The 17,745-nt window shown below is 72.4% G+C and carries 19 protein-coding genes and 1 pseudogene; 15 read left to right on the top strand and 5 right to left on the bottom strand.

The features are described 5' to 3' along the window. The first annotated feature begins 185 nt into the window (after positions 1 to 185). The 3 genes from ACGFI2_RS11010 to ACGFI2_RS11020 all read left to right on the top strand — a co-directional run bounded on the left by ACGFI2_RS11010 (position 186) and on the right by ACGFI2_RS11020 (position 1,913). Positions 186 to 395, top strand: a complete 210-nt coding sequence (locus ACGFI2_RS11010) for a hypothetical protein (RefSeq protein WP_393514170.1) — start codon at positions 186 to 188, stop codon at positions 393 to 395. A gap of 367 nt (positions 396 to 762) precedes the next feature. Next, positions 763 to 1,086 (top strand): DUF6959 family protein, encoded by a 324-nt coding sequence (locus ACGFI2_RS11015; RefSeq protein WP_393514172.1) that lies wholly within the window; start codon positions 763 to 765, stop codon positions 1,084 to 1,086. Positions 1,087 to 1,127: 41 nt separating this feature from the next. Further along, positions 1,128 to 1,913 carry a maleylpyruvate isomerase N-terminal domain-containing protein gene (locus ACGFI2_RS11020; RefSeq protein ID WP_393514174.1) on the top strand — a complete coding sequence of 262 codons (786 nt, stop codon included), beginning with the start codon at positions 1,128 to 1,130 and terminating at the stop codon, positions 1,911 to 1,913. A gap of 64 nt (positions 1,914 to 1,977) precedes the next feature. Here the strand turns inward: ACGFI2_RS11020 and sigJ are convergent, their stop codons facing one another. Beyond that, positions 1,978 to 2,874, bottom strand: a complete 897-nt coding sequence (sigJ, locus tag ACGFI2_RS11025) for an RNA polymerase sigma factor SigJ (protein ID WP_393514176.1) — start codon at positions 2,872 to 2,874, stop codon at positions 1,978 to 1,980. Between the two features lie 221 nt (positions 2,875 to 3,095). Here sigJ and ACGFI2_RS11030 point away from each other — a divergent pair, with 221 nt between their 5' ends. Next, positions 3,096 to 3,647, top strand: a complete 552-nt coding sequence (locus ACGFI2_RS11030) for a GNAT family N-acetyltransferase (protein ID WP_393514178.1) — start codon at positions 3,096 to 3,098, stop codon at positions 3,645 to 3,647. 147 nt (positions 3,648 to 3,794) lie between these two features. Beyond that, positions 3,795 to 4,421, top strand: a complete 627-nt coding sequence (locus ACGFI2_RS11035; protein WP_393514180.1) for a hypothetical protein — start codon at positions 3,795 to 3,797, stop codon at positions 4,419 to 4,421. Positions 4,422 to 4,554: 133 nt separating this feature from the next. On the opposite strand, the gene ACGFI2_RS11040 is transcribed toward ACGFI2_RS11035, so the two are convergent. After that, complete coding sequence (locus ACGFI2_RS11040; protein WP_393514182.1) at positions 4,555 to 4,992, bottom strand: roadblock/LC7 domain-containing protein; 438 nt, start codon at positions 4,990 to 4,992, stop codon at positions 4,555 to 4,557. 47 nt (positions 4,993 to 5,039) lie between these two features. Next, positions 5,040 to 5,435 (bottom strand): annotated as a pseudogene (locus ACGFI2_RS11045) (DNA glycosylase AlkZ-like family protein). Between the two features lie 77 nt (positions 5,436 to 5,512). Here ACGFI2_RS11045 and ACGFI2_RS11050 point away from each other — a divergent pair. The 6 genes from ACGFI2_RS11050 (at position 5,513) to npdG (ending at position 10,171) form a co-directional block, all read left to right on the top strand. Beyond that, positions 5,513 to 5,842 carry a PadR family transcriptional regulator gene (locus tag ACGFI2_RS11050; RefSeq protein WP_393514185.1) on the top strand — a complete coding sequence of 110 codons (330 nt, stop codon included), beginning with the start codon at positions 5,513 to 5,515 and terminating at the stop codon, positions 5,840 to 5,842. Then, complete coding sequence (locus tag ACGFI2_RS11055) at positions 5,836 to 6,795, top strand: hypothetical protein (protein WP_393514188.1); 960 nt, start codon at positions 5,836 to 5,838, stop codon at positions 6,793 to 6,795. Before ACGFI2_RS11050 ends, ACGFI2_RS11055 begins: the two co-directional genes overlap by 7 nt. Before the next feature lie 169 nt (positions 6,796 to 6,964). After that, positions 6,965 to 7,168, top strand: a complete 204-nt coding sequence (locus tag ACGFI2_RS11060) for a hypothetical protein (RefSeq protein WP_091060091.1) — start codon at positions 6,965 to 6,967, stop codon at positions 7,166 to 7,168. A 77-nt stretch (positions 7,169 to 7,245) separates the two neighbouring features. Next, positions 7,246 to 7,863 carry a histone gene (locus tag ACGFI2_RS11065; RefSeq protein ID WP_393514191.1) on the top strand — a complete coding sequence of 206 codons (618 nt, stop codon included), beginning with the start codon at positions 7,246 to 7,248 and terminating at the stop codon, positions 7,861 to 7,863. Between the two features lie 105 nt (positions 7,864 to 7,968). Then, on the top strand, positions 7,969 to 9,405 hold the full coding sequence (locus ACGFI2_RS11070) for an RNB domain-containing ribonuclease (RefSeq protein WP_393514194.1): 1,437 nt from the start codon (positions 7,969 to 7,971) through the stop codon (positions 9,403 to 9,405). 67 nt (positions 9,406 to 9,472) lie between these two features. Then, entirely contained in the window at positions 9,473 to 10,171 is a 699-nt protein-coding gene (npdG, locus tag ACGFI2_RS11075) for an NADPH-dependent F420 reductase (protein ID WP_393514197.1), read from the top strand. A 126-nt stretch (positions 10,172 to 10,297) separates the two neighbouring features. Here npdG and panB read toward each other — a convergent pair whose 3' ends face one another. Both panB and ACGFI2_RS11085 read right to left on the bottom strand, forming a co-directional pair. Next, positions 10,298 to 11,143 carry a 3-methyl-2-oxobutanoate hydroxymethyltransferase gene (gene panB / locus ACGFI2_RS11080; RefSeq protein WP_393514200.1) on the bottom strand — a complete coding sequence of 282 codons (846 nt, stop codon included), beginning with the start codon at positions 11,141 to 11,143 and terminating at the stop codon, positions 10,298 to 10,300. 127 nt (positions 11,144 to 11,270) lie between these two features. Then, positions 11,271 to 13,031: an NAD+ synthase gene (locus ACGFI2_RS11085; protein ID WP_393514203.1), complete on the bottom strand. Its 1,761-nt coding sequence runs from the start codon at positions 13,029 to 13,031 to the stop codon at positions 11,271 to 11,273. 219 nt (positions 13,032 to 13,250) lie between these two features. Between ACGFI2_RS11085 and glnA the strand changes: the two genes are divergently transcribed. The 4 genes from glnA to ACGFI2_RS11105 all read left to right on the top strand — a co-directional run bounded on the left by glnA (position 13,251) and on the right by ACGFI2_RS11105 (position 17,735). Next, positions 13,251 to 14,600, top strand: coding sequence for a type I glutamate--ammonia ligase (gene glnA, locus ACGFI2_RS11090; protein ID WP_393514206.1), 1,350 nt, complete (start codon positions 13,251 to 13,253; stop codon positions 14,598 to 14,600). A gap of 83 nt (positions 14,601 to 14,683) precedes the next feature. Continuing rightward, positions 14,684 to 15,109: a DUF350 domain-containing protein gene (locus ACGFI2_RS11095; RefSeq protein WP_393514209.1), complete on the top strand. Its 426-nt coding sequence runs from the start codon at positions 14,684 to 14,686 to the stop codon at positions 15,107 to 15,109. Between the two features lie 31 nt (positions 15,110 to 15,140). Next, positions 15,141 to 15,833 carry a helix-turn-helix transcriptional regulator gene (locus ACGFI2_RS11100; RefSeq protein WP_393514212.1) on the top strand — a complete coding sequence of 231 codons (693 nt, stop codon included), beginning with the start codon at positions 15,141 to 15,143 and terminating at the stop codon, positions 15,831 to 15,833. A 69-nt stretch (positions 15,834 to 15,902) separates the two neighbouring features. Continuing rightward, the gene (locus ACGFI2_RS11105; protein ID WP_393514215.1) at positions 15,903 to 17,735 is read left to right on the top strand and encodes an AAA family ATPase; all 1,833 of its coding nucleotides are present in this window, start codon (positions 15,903 to 15,905) and stop codon (positions 17,733 to 17,735) included. Positions 17,736 to 17,745 lie beyond the last annotated feature (10 nt).

Consider the following 17,745-nt stretch of genomic DNA (forward strand, 5'->3'; position numbering starts at 1 on the left):
TGAAACGCATGGTCAACCGCCACGTCCTCACCGAAGACGAACCCGGAGTATTCACCCTCACCCAGAAACGGACCTAACACTCCGAACCGCCCTCTCAGAGATCGTCCACGAGGTTCATTGCCCTCGTTTCGCGACTGGGCTGCAACGGCGGGGCCACGGGGCAGGTCTTGGCGCCGGAGATTCACATGAGCGAGTCTGAGGTCGTCGTGACTTTCAGCGTCGCTCCGAAGCCGCCCGGTGCTGCAGCGTGCCCCGGCAACAATCAGGTTTCTTACGAGGTCAACCTCGGTGAGCTGTTGCGCGACAGAGCGCTGGTCGACGGCCAGTGCCTGCCCGACGGGGAAGCGGTAACCACATCCTTCTGCGCTACCGGCCCCACGCGCTTCAGGCCGTAACGCCCATCGGGTTGTTCCTGCCGGCGCCCCTTCAACGACTGGCATGCCGCGACCAGCTGAGGTGTCGCAGATCAGTTGGCGGACGTGGGTCGCGCATCAGCCGACGTAGGGCATGCGGCCTTCGTCGGTGTCCTATGCGGCCTGCGTCCGTCGCCCAAGGCCTCGTTTCGAGGCGCCACGACCGGCGACCAAGCGGACCAGTTGGCGGAACTGGGCGGGCTGCAGCCCGGTGAACGGGAAGATCCAGGCCGGCCCGTCCGCGGTGACCACCTGAACCAGGCAGCCTGACCGACCGTCTTCACCAGAGGATCACCGGGGTAGGAAACCTCTTCGGACGACCTTCGGGCGGTGCTGAAATCCTGCTCAGATGAGCCAGGAGCAAGCGCAGGTGCTGTCCCGTGGTACCAACTGTGCCGTCGTACAGCTGGCGGGTAGGGCATTTCCCGGCATCCACCTGCAGGGCGATACGTTCGCTGCCCTGTTGATGCAGCCGGCGGACGCGGCTCGCCTACTGCGCCATGACCCCGGTGACCGCACAGCCCTCGACGAGTTGGACGAGCAGTCGGAGAGGCAGAGCGCTTCCTCGGCTTCTACGAAGCGACGCTCTCGCAGCGAGGGATCCGGCGGCCGTACTGATACGGCGGCCACCGACGGTAGCTCATCCGTCTCCGGGCCGGCGCTTGACGCTTAAAATCGCTGTCCGGTCATCGGCGTCCAGTGATAGAAAGCCGGGTGCATAAAATTCTCACGTTCTCTGATCATCTGCGGCTGATCAACGAACGGGCGACCGCCTTCCACGCTGCGGTCGCCGCGGCACCCAGCCTCGACACGCAGGTTCCGACCCATCCCGAGCGGACACTGTTCGATCTCGTGCAACACGTGGGCATGAGCCGCCGCAAATCAGCCGCCGTCGTCGCCGCAGGGCCCGCAGACGCACCTCCGGAGAAGTCGGCCTGGGACGACGGCATGGGTGCGCCTCGGGAACGCGAGGCACTGCTGGCCTGGTGGACCGAGTCCATCGAGCAACTGACGAGCGCGCTGCGTGCGGCCGGCCCGGACCGCGGATGTTGGACGTGGTGGGATGACTCGCCGTCACCGCAAACCTCTGGTGCCTGGGCGCGGCGCCAGGTCCCCGAGATCGCGGTGCACACGTACGACGCCCAGCTCACCCTGGGTGCCCCGCAGCCGCTACCGGACGAGGTCGCCCTCGACGGTTTCGACGACTGTCAGTTCACCCTCTGCGCAACCACGGTCGCCTGGCCACACGACCCCGCCATCGTCGATTACCACGCCACCGAGGGCCACTCCTGGCGCCTCAGGCTCTCCCACGACGGCGCACAGGCCGCCCGCCTCACGCCCGCTGCCGGCGAGGATCGCGAAGCGGCCGACGCCTCCGCCCAGGGCACGGCAAGCGATCTGGTCCTGTTCTTCTACGGCCGTATACCGCTGGATTCGCTGACGTTCGAAGGCGACCGTCGTATCTTCGATCAGCTCGCCGCCTGGGACCCGTCCGTGTGACAACCCGACGACGTACCTTCGGCGGTCGCGTTCCTCGAATTCACCGACGTGGTCCGACCGCAGCTCAGCGCGTCGTCCAGGGGCGGAGCTTGTCGGGGTTGAGGATCGTCCAGATGCGCTCGATCCCGTCACCCGTGATGTCGAACGCCAGCACCGCTCCGACGACGCCGCCCACGTGCGCCACCAGACCGGGCTGACCGTTCACCGTACGCTCCAGCACCGCGACGCCGGATGCCGCGCCGGCTCGACCGGCGAAGAACCGGGCGATCTGCTCGGCGCCCTCGACCGGGCGGAGTTCGGCTCTGACGCGCCCGCCGCCGTCGCCGGTCGCGGTGGCGTCGGGCGCCAGCAGACCGATGAGGGTGTCGATGTCGGCGGCCTCCCACGCCTGCTTGAAGGCCCGGACGAGGTCGGCCTGCCTGGTGGCCGGCACCGTGGGGGCCTGCGACTCGCGTACGCGGCGGCGGGCGGACGAGGCCAGCTGGCGGCACGCGGCCGGCGTACGGCCGACGACCTCGGCCACCTCGGCGAAGGAGTAGCGGAAGACGTCGTGCAGGATGAACGCGACGCGCTCGGCCGGGGTCGTCGAGTCGAGCACGACGAGGAAGGCCATGCCGATCGACTCGTCGAGGGTGATCTGGTCGACCGGGTCGACCGGGGCGCCACCCGTACCGCCGCTGGCCCACTCCGCGCGGTCGGGCAGCGGCTCCGGAATCCACTCGCCCACGTAGCGTTCCCGTCGGGCGCGGGCCGAGCCGAGCAGGTCGAGGCAGATCCGACCGGCGACCTTGGTCAGCCAGGCGCCCGGTGTCTCGATGGCCTCCCGCTGCCCGGGGGACAGGGCACACCAGCGGGCATACGTCTCCTGCACGACGTCCTCGGCGTCGGCGAGGGAACCGAGCATCCGGTACGCGAGGTTGATGAGCTGACGTGTCGGCAGCGGGCGGCCGGGTGAGGTCACCCTGCGGGCGGCCCGCTACCAGGCTCGGCGCGTGGTCGACACCGCAGCCGCGCTGAAGGCCGGCCGCCCCGCCTGACCCGGCCTCGTTCCGCGGGTCTTCCGGCGCGCTGCGCGCGGAGAAGACGTGGTCGGGGTGACGCGCGCGGCGTCGCGTCACCCGAGGTAGGACCGCGGTGCGATATTCGTTTGTCGATCCGGGACGTGCCTCCTACCGTCCGGCCATGATTCTCCGGGAAGAACAGACCCGCGACCGGGACGGCGTCGGCGCGCTGCACCGCGAGGCGTTCGGCGGCGAGCACGGCGAGGTCGTGGCACGCCTGGTGGACGACCTGCGCCACGACGACCCCACCGCGCTGTCGCTGGTGGCCGAGGAGCCGGGCGAGGTCGTGGGGCACGTGATGCTCAGCCGGTGCCGGCTGGACGCGCCCCGGCGGCTCATCGACGTGGTGTCGCTGAGCCCGCTCGGCGTCGCCCCGAGCCGGCAACGCCGGGGTATCGGCTCGGCGCTCGTCCGGCAAGGTCTTGCGGAGCTTGACGTACGCGGCGTGCCGCTGGTGTTCCTGGAGGGCGATCCCCGGTACTACTCCCGGCTCGGCTTCGGCCCCGCGGTGGCGCAGGGCTTCCGCAAGCCGTCCCTGCGCATTCCCGACGTCGCCTTCCAGGTGGTGAAGCTGTCGGCGTACGAGCCGTGGATGACCGGGACGTTCGTCTACTCGGACACGTTCTGGCGGCACGACTGCGTCGGCCTGCGAGACGCGGATGCCGAAAACTAATCATATTGCCGGATTTCGGTCTTTGTGGATACCGATGGCGATTGGTGGTCATAACGTGTCCATGGCCGGGCATCCGCTCCGCCACGCCGGCCCGAGCCGGCGAGCGCCGGCGGACGGGGATGATCGACCCGGCGAATGGAGGGCATCATGAGATTCCGGATCAGGACGGTCGGGGCGTTTCTCGCCGTGGCCGCGGCGAGCACGCTCGTCGCTTCGGGCGTGGTGAGAAACCCCGCCAGCGCGGACGGGCACAGCTTCTCGTTCACGATGGTCCGCTCGCAGGGCGCCGAGGCCGCCGGCTGTCTGCCGAACGCCCGGGCCGTGGTGCGGGTCCACCCGCAAGGGCCCAACGAGATCCTGACCATCCGAGCCGTCGGCTTGCCGCCGCGTACCAACTTCGACCTGTTCGTCCTGCAGTTACCCGACGCGCCGTTCGGGGTGTCGTGGTACCAGAGCGACATGCGGTCCAACCAGCACGGCCTCGCTCGGGCGACGGTGGTCGGACGCTTCAACATCGAGACCTTCGCCGTCGCGCCCGGCAGCCAGCCCGCGCCGAACACCCACCCTGGCCTCGACGCGACGGTCAATCCGGCGTTCGCCCCGATCCACACGTACCACCTGGGCTTCTGGTTCAACTCGCCGCGGGAGGCGGTGGCGGCCGGCTGCCCGGGAGCCACCACCCCGTTCAACGGTGAGCACACCGCGGGCATCCAGGCGATGAGCACCCGCAACCATCCCAGCCTGGCCGGACCCCTGAGCCAGGTCGGCTCCTGACCCAGGTCGGCTCCTGACCCAGGACGGCGTTGCCGCGGGCGGACGTCGTGTCGCCGCTCGTGACCAGCGACCGCGACCACCTGTCCGAGCCGGTCGCGGCGGTCCCCGGCGGGCCCACCGCGGCCGGCCCGGGTCAGGTCGTGGTCGGGGTGACGCCGTCGAGCAGGTCGGCGAGGCGCGCGGCGGCGGTCGGGGCGTGCAGGTGCAGGCGGGCCACGTTGATGCTGTCCGTGCCGACCACGGCGAGCAGCACCTGCCTGCTGGCCGGGTAGACGCTGAGGTAGCCGTTCTGGTTGCGGACCGTGGACTGCTGGAAGTCGCCCTGGCCCAGCCGGAACCCGACCTGACGGCCCAGCCCGAACATGGTCGCGGTCAGTGCCGCGAGGTCGTCCGGGCTGGCGTCGTTCTGCAGGTTGTGCGTGATGAGCAGGCCGTCCACGCCGCCGACCAGACAGCCGTGCACCCCGGGGATCTGCAGCCGTCGTCCACCCGGCCCACAGCTCCAGGCTCTCCTCGATCGTGCGCAGTTGGTGCCGGCCATCGCCAGGTTCGCCCGGCTCTTGCTCATCATCAGGTAGAGGAACAGGCCCTTGCCGGTGCGGTTGCTCAGCGCGCCCGCTACGCGGATCCGCCCGGGAATCTGATCTCGCGCAGGCCCGCCCAGGAGGCGAGCGCGGCCAGTTCGGCGTGTACGGCGGCGGTCAGCTCCGGCGTGAACGGCACGTCCGGATGGACGGCGTCGACCCGCAGCACCGAGGCGCGGCGGTCGGCGGTCGCGTCCACCTTGCCCACCAACCGGTCGTGGTGCAGGACGGGCAACGCGAAGTAGCTTCAGCGCCGTTGCGACTTCGGGACGTACATCTCCAGCCGGTAGTCGAAGTCGAACAGCTCCCGGGCCCGGACGCGGTCGTGCACCAGCCGGTCGAACGGGGAGAGCAGCGCGGTGCGGCCGGCGAACGGTGTGCCGTCGAGCGCGGCCGGATCGACGCGCCAGCGTCCGCTCGTACCCTCGATCTCGGCCGGCGCGGGGCCATGCGGGTGAGGTTAGTCGTGACGGGACACCCTATGTAGAGAACGGATATAGTTCGAGGATGCGACTGACCATCCCGGTGGTGAAGGTGCTGTCGGCGCTGCTCGCCGAGCCCGACGAGCCCCGCTACGGCCTCGACCTGATGCGGCTCACCGGCCTGCCCAGCGGGACGCTCTACCCGGTGCTGCACCGCCTCCAGGAGGCCGGTTGGCTCGCCGCCGACTGGGAGGACGTCGACCCGGTCGCCGCCGGCCGGCCGGCCCGCCGCTACCACCGCCTCACCGGCAAGGGGATCCGCGCCGCCCGGCTGGCCCTGGCCGAGCTGCGTGCCCTCGCACCCGCCGAACGGCCCCACGAGGGCGCCGGTCCGGCCGGGGCGCCGGCGTGGTGACCGGCCGGCTGGCCGCGCTCCTGCTGCGCGTGGCGCTGCGCCGCTGGCCGGTCGAGCTGCGGGCCGAGCTGAGCCGGGAGTGGGCCGCCGAGCTGCACGAGCTGGCCCGGACGGGGCGGCGGTGGACGATGCTCCGCTTCGCCGCCAGCCTGGCGACCAGCCGGGCGGCCACCTCGCCGGACCGGACCCCGGTGCCGGGGCGGCTGTGGCGTACCGCCGGGGTGTTGCTGCTCGCGCCGCCGGCCTGCATCGCGGTCATCGTGGTCGCGTTGGTGATGAACGTGGCCTACGGGTGGCTGTCCTTCGGCGTGTTGCGGGCCACGGCGGCGCGGCTGCCGATCTGGTCCATGGTCGCGGCCGGGCTCGGGGTGCTGCTCGCGCTCGTCGTCACCCGGGCCGCACGCCGGACCGTACGCGTCGGGGCGTTGCCCACCGCGCTCGGTGTGGTGTTGCCGATCGCCGCGACGCTGGCCGTGGTGCTCGGCTGGTTCGCCAGCCGGAACGAGAGCGGTCTGGTGGAGACGGTGCCCGGGCTCCTGCTCTGGCTGGCCCTGCTGGTGCCGGCCCTCTGGGCCGCCGGGGCGCTGGCCCGCCGGGGGCGGACGTGGTCCGCCTGGCTGGTCGGGTTGCTGGGCGCGCTGGTCGCGGCCGACGCGGCGGTGGTGCTCACGGTGGTGTCCACGATCCCGGCGACCGCGACGTTCACCGACCAGCCGCCGGACGCGGTGGACCGGATCTCCGCGCCGCTGTGGCTGTTCACCTGCCTGACCGACTGGTCGTTCGGATTGCCCCGACCGACGCGGTGGGAACGGTTCCTGATCACCGATCAGGTGCTGCTCGAGCCGATGTTCTACCTGGCCTGCACGCCCTACGCGGTGGCGTACGCCATCGCGGCGGCCCGTCCGGCGCGGGCCCCCGTGTCGGCGGCGGAGCCCGCGCCGGTGCCCGCCTGAGGCGCGCGTCGCCGGCTCAGGCCGACCAGCTCAACGCCCGACCGGCCCGCTCGCGGCTCTTCCTCCATTCCCCGTCGGAACCGCCCCGACCAGGTCTAATGTGGAGAGGGCGGCGGCTATTTGTGGCGTTCCGGTGGCGGCCGGGCGATTCCCGGTGCACAGTGATCGCATGAGCGACGACGGAAGTGGTGGGCACTACTACTGGTGCACGCGACACCACCGGGTCGAGACCGATGCCGACGTGTGTCCCGCGAAGCACGTTCTCGGACCGTATTCCTCAGCCGCCGACGCGGAGAACGCCCTGCAGAAGGTGCAGGAGCGGAACGAAGCGTGGGATGCCGAGGACGCCCGTTGGGCCGGGGAGGGCCGATAGACGGCGCGGGACGGACCGCGTCGAGGTGATCCGTGCTCCGCGAGGGCGGCAGCACGTCCCCAGGAAAGGGAACCGAGATGGCCGTAGCACAGCAGGCCACCCGCCCGGCCGCGAAACGGACGACCGCGAAGAAGACCACCGCGGGCAGGACGACGACGGTCACCAAGGCGTCGCCGAACGCTTCGGGCGCCGGCGCCGGACGGACGCCGGCCAGGAAGGCGGTCGCGAAGAAGGCGGCCGCCAAAAAGGTCGTGTCGGCGGCGCGCAAGGCGCCGGCCTCCAGGACCACCGCCAAGAGCGCCCCCGCCAAGAGCGCCCCCGCCAAGAAGGCCACCGCGAAGAAGACGGCGGCGAAGAAGGCCCCGGCGAAGAAGACGGCCCCGGCGAAGACCACCGCCGCGCGGAAGACCACGACCGCCCGCACGACCACGGCCAAGAAGACGACGGCGGCCAGGAAGAGCACCGCGGCCAAGAAGGCGCCGGCGAAGAAGACCACCGCGGCCAGGAAGACCACGGCGGCCAAGAAGGCGCCGGCGAAGAAGACCACCGCGGCGAAGAAGGCGCCGGCGAAGAGGACCACCGCCTCGACGCGTCCCACCGCCCGCACAACGGCGGCCAAGAAGGCGCCCGCGCGCAAGACCACCACCGCGAAGAAGACCACGGCGGCCAAGAAGGCGCCGGCCCGCCGGCCCTGACGGTAAGGAGGGGGCCCCGGTTAACGCATCCGGTAGTGGAGGGGCCCCTTCTTAACCCGCCGCGCCGGTAAGCGGAACGTGCGGAGCACTGTCAGGATTGACCGCGTGGTGATCCGACGCGTACTGGCGCCCCGCATCGACTTCGGCGCGCTGCGCCGCGAGCTGGGACTGCCCGAGAGCTTCCCGGCCGCGGCGCAGCGCGAGGCCGACACCGCGGCCGCCGCGCCGCTGCCGGCCGTCGCCGACCGGACCGACGTCCCGTTCGTCACCGTCGACCCGGCGACCTCGCGCGACCTCGACCAGGCCATGCACCTCGCCCGCCGGCCCGGTGGGGGATACCGCGTCCGGTACGCGATCGCCGACGTGCTCACCCACGTACACCCGGGTGGTGAGCTGGAGGCGGAGACCTGGCGCCGGGGCCAGACGGTCTACCTGCCCGACGGCAACGTGCCGCTGCACCCGCACACGCTCAGCGAGGGGGCGGCCAGCCTGTTGCCCGACGTCGACCGGGCGGCCGTGCTCTGGACCATCGACCTGGACGCCGACGGCGGCACGGTCGCGGTCACCCTGGAACGGGCCCGGGTACGCAGCCGCGCCAAGCTCGACTACGGCGGGGTGCAACGCGACGCCGACGCCGGCCGCCTGCCCGAGCCGATCGCCCTGCTGCCCGAGATCGGCGCGCTGCTCACCGCCCGCGGGCTGAGCCGGGGCGCGATCAACCTGCCGCTGCCCGAGCAGGACGTCGAGCCCGACGGCGACGGGTGGCGGCTGGTGCTGCGCGGCCCCGGGCCGATGGAGGAGCACAACGCCCAGATCTCGCTGCTCACCGGCATGGCCGCCGCCGACATCATGCTCGCCGGCGGGATCGGCCTGCTGCGAACCATGCCCCGTCCCCGCCCCGAGGCGGTCCAGCGGCTGCGGCTGGCCGCCGACCCGCTCGGCGTGCCCTGGCCGGACGGCACCTCGGTCGGTCAGGTGCTCGCCGGGTTGGACGCGTCGCAGCCCCGCGCCGCCGCCTTCGTCGACCAGGCCGCCGAGCTGATGCGCGGGGCCGCGTACACCGCCTTCGACGGCGCGGCGCCCGAGCAGCCGGAGCACGGCGGGGTGGCCGCCGCGTACGCGCACGTCACGGCGCCGCTGCGCCGGCTCGCCGACCGCTACGCCACCGAGGCCTGCCTGGCCCTGCACGAGGGGCGGGAGGTGCCCGCGCACGTCCGGGACGCGTTGCCGAGGCTGCCGGAGGTGATGGCGACGACCGACCGGACCGCCGGCGCGGCCACCCGCGGCGCGATCGAGTTGGCCGAGGCGGTGCTGCTGGCGCACCGGGTGGGGGAGACCTTCGAGGCGGCGGTGCTGGACGTGGACGAGCCCCGCCCGGCGGGCAACGGCCGGGCCGGCCGGCCGCCCGGTGGCACGGTCGCGCTGGACGAGCCGCCGGTGCGGGCCCGCTGCACCGGCGAGCTGCCGCTCGGCGAGCGCGTCCGGGTCCGGCTGACCGTCGCCGACCCGGCCGAACGACGGGTCGCCTTCGAACGCGCCTGACCGGGCGCGGGGATTGTCACAACGTCTCGACGCGCCAAGCCCTGGCGCCCTTTGCGAGGATGACCGCATGGCATACGACGCGACCACGCTGCCCGACGTCTCCGGGCTGACCATCGGCATCATCGGTGGCACCGGCGACCAGGGGCGGGGTCTCGCCTACCGGTTCGCCCGGGCCGGGCAGCCCGTGCTGATCGGCTCCCGCGCCGCCGACCGGGCCGCCGAGGCCGCCGCCGAGATCGCCGCCCTGCCCGGCGTACCGGCCGGCGCCACGGTCTCCGGCGCGGACAACGACGAGGTCGCCCGCCGCAGCGACGTGGTGATCGTGGCGGTGCCGTGGGACGGGCACGCGGCCACCGTCGCCGCGCTCGCCGGGCCGCTGGCCGGGAAGATCGTCGTGGACTGCGTCAACCCGCTGGGCTTCGACAAGCAGGGCCCGTACGCGTTGACCGTGGCCGAGGGCAGCGCCGTGCAGCAGGCCGCCGCGCTGCTGCCCGACTCGCGGGTCTGCGCCGCCTTCAACCACGTCAGCGCGCCGCTGCTGGCCGACCCGGAGGTCGACCGGATCGACCTCGACGTGCTGATCTGCACCGAGGACCGGGAACTCGTCGGCGTGATCGCCGCGCTGGCCGCCCGGATCCCCGGCATGCGCGGCATCTACGCCGGCCGGCTGCGCAACGCCCACCAGATCGAGGCGTTCACCGCGAACCTGATCGCGATCAACAAGCGCTACAAGGCGCACGCCGGCATCCGGGTCACGGATCTCTGAGCGCCGCGCGCCGGGCCGTGCCGAAGCGCGCTCGGGCCGTGCCGAAGCGCGCGAGCGCGCGTTGAGCGTGTTGAGAAGGGGCCCCTCCGCTACGCCAGGCGTCAAGAAGGGGCCCCGCCTTACCTCTCAGAACGTGTGCTCCGCGGCGGGGAACTCGCCGCCGCGTACCTCGTCGGCGAACCGGCGGGTGGCGTCGGTGAGCGCGCCGGCCAGGTCCGCGTAGCGCTTGACGAAGCGCGGCGCCCGGCCGGTGCGCAACCCGGCCATGTCCTGCCAGACCAGCACCTGCCCGTCGGTGTCCGGCCCGGCGCCGATGCCGACCGTGGGGATGGACAGCTCACCGGTGACCCGCTTGGCCACCTCGCCGGGCACCATCTCCAGCACCACCGCGAACGCGCCCGCCTCGGCCACCGCCCGGGCGTCGGCGAGCACCTCCTCGGCGGTGTCGCCGCGTCCCTGCACGCGGTAGCCGCCCAGGGTGTGCTCGCTCTGCGGGGTGAAGCCGATGTGCGCCATCACCGGGATGCCGGCGCCGACGATCGCCTCGATCTGGGCGGCGCAGCGCCGGCCGCCCTCCAGCTTCACCGCGTGGCAGCCGCCCTCCTTCATGAACCGCACCGCGGTGCGCAGCGCCTGCGCCGGCCCCTCCTCGTACGAGCCGAACGGCAGGTCGCCGACGATCAGCGAGTGCTTCGTGGCCCGTACCACGGCGCGGACCAGCGGCAGCAGCTCCTCGGCGGTCACCGGCAGGGTGGTCTCGTAGCCGAAGACGTTGTTCGCGGCCGAGTCGCCGACCAGCAGCACCGGGATGCCCGCCTGGTCGAAGATCGAGGCGGTGTACTGGTCGTACGAGGTGAGCATGGCCCACCGCTCGCCGCGCTCCTTGGCGGCGATCAGGTCGCGGGTGCGGATCCGCCGGGTGGCCGGCCCGCCGTAGAGGGCGGTCACCTCGGTCGGGGTGGACTCCACCATGACAATCTCCCTTCCTCGAGGCCGCGCACGCGGTCCCCGGGTTCCCCGCGATCGTCGCACCGGGTGGCCGACCGCCGGCAGGCCGGAGTGGAGGAATTCACTCCCCGGCCGGCGGCCCGGGGAACGCTCAGCCGTGCTCGCGCCACCGGTTGGTGATGGGCAGCCGCCGGTCCCGGCCGAACGCCTTCATGGAGATCTTGGTGCCGGGCGCGGACTGCCGCCGCTTGTACTCGGCGGTATCCACCATCCGCAGCACCTTGTCGATGACCGCCGGGTCGTGACCGGACTCGATCAGGCCGTCCCGGCCCAGGTCGCCGTCGACGTAGCCGATCAGGATCGGGTCGAGCACGTCGTAGTCGGGCAGCGTGTCGCTGTCGAGCTGGCCGGGGCTCAGCTCGGCCGACGGCGGCTTGCCGATCGAGTTCTCCGGGATCGGCGGGGTCTCGCCGCGCCGCGCCGCGTCCGCGTTGCGCCACTTCGCCAGCCGCCACACCAGCGTCTTCCAGACGTCCTTGACCGGGTTGTAGCCGCCCACCGAGTCGCCGTAGAGCGTCGAGTAGCCCACCGCCAGCTCGCTCTTGTTGCCGGTGGTGAGCACCAGGTGGCCCTCCTGGTTCGACAGCGCCATCAGGATCACGCCGCGGACCCGGGCCTGGAGGTTCTCCACCGCCACGCCGGACAGCGACATGTTGGCCAGGAACGTGTCGACCATGGGCTGGATCGGCTCGATCCGGTAGTCGAGGCCGGTGCGCTTGGCCAGGTCCTCGGCGTCGGTGCGGGAGTGCTCGGAGGAGTGCTGGCTGGGCATCGAGACGCCGACCACCCGCTGCGGGCCGAGCGCGTCCACCGCGAGGGCCGCCGCGACCGCCGAGTCGATGCCGCCGGAGAGGCCGAGCACCACCGACGGGAAGCGGTTCTTGTCGGTGTAGTCGCGCAGGCCCAGCACCAGCGCCTGCCACACCTCGGCCTCGTCGGCGACCGGCTCGATGATCCCGCCGGTCGCCGCCGGCCCGGAGGGCGCGGGCGGGATCGTCGGCACCTCGTGGCGGACCAGCCGCATCCCGTCGGCCAGGTCACCGGCGCCACCGGTCGTCTCCGGCGCCGCCGGCAGCTCCACGTCGTGCACCAGCAGGTGCTCGACGAACTGCGGCGCCCGGGCCAGCAGCGTGCCGTCGGCCTCGACGATCAGCGAGTCGCCGTCGTAGACCAGCTCGTCCTGGCCGCCGACCATGTTCACGTACGCGACGGCCGCGCCCGCCTCGGCCGCGCGCCGGCGTACCAGCGGCAGCCGGACGTCGTCCTTGTTCAGCTCGTACGGCGAGCCGTTGATGCTGAGCACCAGCCCGACGCCGGCCTGCCGGGCGACCGCGAACGGGCCGCCGGCCTGCCACAGGTCCTCGCAGATGGTCAGCGCCATGTCGACCCCGCCGATCCGCACCACGGTCAGCGTGTCCCCGGGGACGAAGTAGCGGTCCTCGTCGAACACCCCGTAGTTGGGCAGGTGGTGCTTGAAGTAGGTGGCCACCACCTCGCCCCGGTGCAGCAGCGCGGCCGCGTTGCGGGCCCCCCGGTCCGGCTCCGCGTCGGCGCTGACCTGCGGCGGCCCGTCCGCGTCCAGGTAGCCGACCAGGACCGGCAGGTCACCGAGGCCGTCGCCGGCCAGGTCGGCGGCGAGCCGGTGCAGCGCGGCCCGGGACGCGGCGACGAACGACCGGCGGAAGACCAGGTCCTCGACCGGGTAACCGGTCACCATCAGCTCGGGGAAGAGGGCGAGCTGGGCGCCGGAGTCGGCGGCCTTGCGGGTCCACGCGCGGACCCGGTCGGCGTTGCCGACGAGGTCGCCGACCGTCGGGTTGACCTGGCACAGGGCGAGACGCAGGGTGGGCATGTCCCCATCTTCCCCCAGCCGTCGCGCCCGAATCCGGCCGGTCGCGGGAGACACCGGCCACGCGCCGGCCGGTGACCCGGCGGCGTCCCCCCGGGCGGGACACGGCAGGACGACCCGGCGGGGAAGGGCGTAACGTCGGCGTAACGAGGCCGGTGGAGACTGGGCGGTCAGCCGGGCCGGCCCGACCGGTGCAGGACGTACGTGTCACGAGGGGTGGATGTGGACCGTCAGCAGGAGTTCGTCCTCCGTACGCTGGAGGAGCGGGACATCCGTTTCGTCCGGCTGTGGTTCACCGACGTGCTCGGCACACTGAAGAGCGTCTCGGTGGCCCCGGCGGAGCTGGAAGCGGCCTTCGAGGAGGGCATCGGCTTCGACGGCTCCGCGATCGAGGGCTTCGCCCGGGTCTTCGAGTCGGACATGGTGGCCATGCCCGACCCGACCACGTTCCAGGTGTTCCCGTTCGAGGGCGGGGTGAGCGGCGAGAGCGCCCGGATGTTCTGCGACATCCTGCTGCCCGACGGCAGCCCCTCCTGGGCCGACCCGAGGCACGTGCTGCGCCGGATGCTCTCCCGGGCCGCCGACAAGGGCTTCACCTTCTACACCCACCCTGAGATCGAGTTCTTCCTGCTGGAGAACGGCCCGCAGGACGGCTCGGTGCCGGTCCCGGTGGACACCGGCGGCTACTTCGAGCACACCACGCACGCCGTGGCGCGGGACTTCCGCCGCCAGGCGGTGCTGGCGCTGGAGCGGATCGGCATCTCGGTGGAGTACAGCCACCACGAGGTCGCCCCCGGCCAGCAGGAGATCGACCTGCGCTACGCCGACGCGCTCACCACCGCCGACAACATCATGACCTTCCGGCACGTGGTGAAGGAGGTCGCGCTCTCCACCGGCGTGCAGGCCAGCTTCATGCCGAAGCCCTTCACCGACCAGCCCGGCAACGGCATGCACACCCACCTGTCGCTGTTCGAGGGGGAGCGCAACGCGTTCCACGACGCTGGCGACCCGATGAAGCTGTCCAAGGTAGCCAAGTCGTTCATCGCCGGGCTGCTCACCCACGCCCGGGAATACACCGCGGTGACCAACCAGTGGGTCAACTCCTACAAACGGCTCTTCCCGCAGGCGCTGCCGGACCGGATCACCGAGAGCCCGGCGTACGTCTGCTGGGGTCACCTGAACCGGTCCGCGTTGGTCCGGGTGCCGGCCTACGGCAAGCCGAACTCGGCCCGGGTCGAGGTCCGCTCGCTGGACTCCGCGACCAACCCCTACCTGGCGTTCGCGGTGATGCTCGGCGCCGGACTCAAGGGCATCGAGGAGGGCTACGAGCTGCCCCCGGGCGCCGAGGACGACGTCTGGTCGCTGAGCAGCGCCGAGCGCCGCGCCATGGGCTACGAGGCGCTGCCGGAGAACCTGTCCGAGGCGATCGACGTGATGGCCGGCTCGGAGCTGGTCGCCGAGGTGCTCGGCGAGCACGTCTTCGACTTCTTCCTGCGCAACAAGCGGGCCGAGTGGGAGCAGTACCGCCGCGAGGTCACCCCCTACGAGCGGCAGCGCTACCTTTCCCTCTAGATCGGGTTTGCGCGGTGCCGCTATCGTCTGCGGCACCGCCCGCGCACCCGGCACCGGGCGGGCGGAGCCGGGGAGGGCGTTCGGTGCTGGAAGACCTGCTCAACGGGGCGTGGCAGAGCATCGTGTTCGGGGTGGTCGGGGTGGCGCTGATGGCCGCCGGCTTCCTGCTGGTCGACCTGCTCACCCCCGGCAAGCTGCGGGAGCTGATCTGGGTGCGACGCAACGGCAACGCCGCGTTGCTGCTCGCCGCCAACCAGCTCGGCATCGCCGGCATCGTCTTCACCGCCGTGCTCACCAGCTACAGCTCGTTCGCCAAGGGGCTGGCCTCCACGGTGATCTTCGGGCTGGTCGGCCTGCTGGTGATGGCGCTGGCCTTCTTCGTGCTGGACCTGCTCACCCCGGGCCGGCTGGGTGACGTCATCGCCGCCGACGAGCCGCACCCGGCGGCCCGGGTCAGCGCCGCCACCCACTTCGGCGCCGCGCTGATCGTCTGCGCCTGCATCGCCTGAGGCGTCGTACCCCTGGCCTAGGGTCCGTGGGGTGAACCGGACGGATCGCCTCTACGCCCTGGTCGAGGAGCTGCGGGCGGTGTCGCCGCGCCCGCGCAGCGCGCGCTGGCTGGCCCGGCGCTTCGAGGTCAGCACCCGCACCGTCGAGCGCGACATCACCGCGCTCCAGGGCGCCGGGGTGCCGATCTGGGCCGAGGCGGGCCGCGCCGGCGGCTACGTCGTCGACCGGGCCCGCACGCTGCCGCCGGTCAACCTGACCCCGGCCGAGGCGGTCGCGATGGCGGTGGCGCTGCACCGGCTGGGCGGCTCCCCGTTCGCCCCGGCGGCCGGCGCCGCGCAGCGCAAGCTGGTGGCGGTGATGCCGCCCGCCGCGGTGGCCGAGGCGCACCGGCTCGCCGGCCGGGTGCACCTGGTGGGCGATGGGCCGGGCACGCCCGTCCCGGCCGCCGTCGCCGACGCGGTCGCCGCCGGGCGGGTGCTGCGCCTGCGGTACGCCGACCGTGGCGGCGCAGATTCGGTCCGCGACGTGGAGCCGCTGGCCTACCTGGGCAACTCGACGCACTGGTACCTGGTCGCCTGGTGCCGGCTGCGCGACGGCCTGCGCTGCTTCCGCACCGACCGGATCCGCTCGGTGCGCCCGCTGGCCGAGCCGGTGACGCGCGAGCTGCACCTCGACGATCTCGACCTCCCGGTCGACCGGGTGCGCCCGCTCAGCCTGATCTGAAACCCGACAGCGTTTCCGGTTCGGATGGGAGACGCTGGCGGGTCTGCCGTCCCCTGGGGAGGAACGCCGGTGCCCGACACGCTCAGCTATGCCGACGCCGTACGCCTGCTGGGCGGGGAGAAGAGTCGGTTCGTCGAGTGGTTCGACCGGCTGACCGGGGGCGCGCTGCTGGCCGCGTCGGTGCCGGTGCCGGCGCTGCTCGGCCTCTTCGACGCCAAGGCCGAATTCGTCCGGCTCGGCCACGAGTTGGTCCGCGGTGTGTCCGAGAAGCGCTCCGGGCTGTCCCGGTACGGGCGGACGCAGCGGCTGGAGGCGGCGCACGCGGTGATCGCGGTGACCGCGTTCTTCGAGGCGTTCGGTGAGTCGACCCTGCCGCCGGAGCTGACGAGCGTGCGGCTGAGCCGGGCCGAGGAGCTGACCCTGGTTGGCGCGGGCGCGGTGACCACCGATGTCGTCTCGGCGCTGTTCCGCACCGCGGCTCCCATGCCGGGCCCGCAGCTGCCGTACGCGGCGTTCACCGCGAGCCTCGTCGAGTTCTACCAGGGGCTGGTCGTGGCGACCCTCTCGTTCCTCAAGGGGCTGGCCGTCGGCGAGGCGCTCTCCGACCAGCAGTGGCATCTCACCGAGCTGATGCTCTCCCGGGTGCCGCAGTCAGCAGTGAACCGGCACCGGGACCTGCTGTCCCAACTCGCGGCCGACTTTCCCGAGGTGTCCTTCTGGACTTCCCTGCACGAACACGAGGCGACCCGGAACGAGATCCGCCGTCTCTCCGTCGGGCTCGACGAGATGCGCCACGCCTTCGCCGAGTTCTCTACCGGTCGCGCCCCGGACGAGCGCCGCGGCGCGCTCAACGCCGCCTACACCGCCGCCCTGCGCCGGCCCATCATCACGTCCGGCGATGTGCCGTCGGGGTTGAAGGTGCCGTCCCTGGGCGAGGGTTACATTCCCCCGCTGTGCCGGATCGCCGAGCTGGACCAGTTCGCCCGACCCAGCGACGAGGCGTGGTGGGACGGCAAACCGGTACGGGATGATCTCTGGCAGTCCCTCGTCGTGCACCTCACGTCTCCGGGCGGGACCCGGTCGCCGCTGCTGATCCTCGGACAACCCGGCTCCGGCAAGTCGGTGTTGACCAGGATCGTCGCCGCGCAACTGCCGGCGGCTGATTTCCTGGTCGTCCGGGTGGTCCTGCGGGATGTCTTCACGGCCGGGGAGATCCAGGACCAGATCGAGCAGGCCATCCGCAAGGACACCGGGGAGCGTCTGGACTGGCCGGCCCTGGCCCGGTCGGCTGGCGACGCGCTGCCCGTGGTGCTGCTCGACGGCTTCGACGAGTTGCTCCAGGCCACCGGCGTCAGTCAGACCGACTACCTGCTCAAGGTCGCCGCCTTCCAGCGTCGGGAGGCCGACCAGGGCCGGCCGGTCGCGGTGCTGGTGACCAGTCGCACGAGCGTCGCCGATCGCGCCCAGTCGCCACCGGGTGCGGTCGCCGTGCGACTGGAGCCCTTCGACGACGTCCGGGTGCGGACGTGGGTACGGATCCTCGCAGCACGCCGCCTACGGCGCCAACCTGCTGCTGCTCGCCTTGGTGGCCGTCCCCGAGGTCACCGGACGGACGCTCTTTCCGCCGGGGGCGGACGTGATCCGGTCGTGGCAGGCGCTGGTCGGTCTCTGGCGCTCACAACTCGACCCGGAGGAGTGGGACAGCCTCAGCGACGCACTGGCTCTGGAGCGGCTCTGGGACGGCGCCGTTCGGGACCTCCGGCTGCATTGGAGCGACCGACCGGGGGTGCCGCCCGTGGTGGATCTCCGCTGGACGCACGGCGTCGCCTCGGCGGAGGCGGTCCCGGTCTGGCCCCGTCAGCGGTTGACGCGGCTCAGGCGGGCCATGCACCTGGCCTGTGACACGGATCAG

Source organism: Micromonospora sp. NPDC049282 (assembly GCF_043197045.1).
Taxonomy (GTDB): domain Bacteria; phylum Actinomycetota; class Actinomycetes; order Mycobacteriales; family Micromonosporaceae; genus Micromonospora.

What these genes read in the sequence shown, in the direction of transcription:
- ACGFI2_RS11010 (WP_393514170.1), top strand. Translation starts at nt 186, where the DNA reads ATGAGCGAGTCTGAGGTCGTCGTGACTTTCAGCGTCGCTCCGAAGCCG.
- ACGFI2_RS11015 (WP_393514172.1), top strand. Translation starts at nt 763, where the DNA reads ATGAGCCAGGAGCAAGCGCAGGTGCTGTCCCGTGGTACCAACTGTGCC.
- ACGFI2_RS11030 (WP_393514178.1), top strand. Translation starts at nt 3,096, where the DNA reads ATGATTCTCCGGGAAGAACAGACCCGCGACCGGGACGGCGTCGGCGCG.
- ACGFI2_RS11035 (WP_393514180.1), top strand. Translation starts at nt 3,795, where the DNA reads ATGAGATTCCGGATCAGGACGGTCGGGGCGTTTCTCGCCGTGGCCGCG.
- ACGFI2_RS11040 (WP_393514182.1), bottom strand. Translation starts at nt 4,992, where the DNA reads ATGATGAGCAAGAGCCGGGCGAACCTGGCGATGGCCGGCACCAACTGC.
- ACGFI2_RS11050 (WP_393514185.1), top strand. Translation starts at nt 5,513, where the DNA reads ATGCGACTGACCATCCCGGTGGTGAAGGTGCTGTCGGCGCTGCTCGCC.
- ACGFI2_RS11060 (WP_091060091.1), top strand. Translation starts at nt 6,965, where the DNA reads ATGAGCGACGACGGAAGTGGTGGGCACTACTACTGGTGCACGCGACAC.
- ACGFI2_RS11065 (WP_393514191.1), top strand. Translation starts at nt 7,246, where the DNA reads ATGGCCGTAGCACAGCAGGCCACCCGCCCGGCCGCGAAACGGACGACC.
- npdG (WP_393514197.1), top strand. Translation starts at nt 9,473, where the DNA reads ATGGCATACGACGCGACCACGCTGCCCGACGTCTCCGGGCTGACCATC.
- panB (WP_393514200.1), bottom strand. Translation starts at nt 11,143, where the DNA reads ATGGTGGAGTCCACCCCGACCGAGGTGACCGCCCTCTACGGCGGGCCG.
- ACGFI2_RS11085 (WP_393514203.1), bottom strand. Translation starts at nt 13,031, where the DNA reads ATGCCCACCCTGCGTCTCGCCCTGTGCCAGGTCAACCCGACGGTCGGC.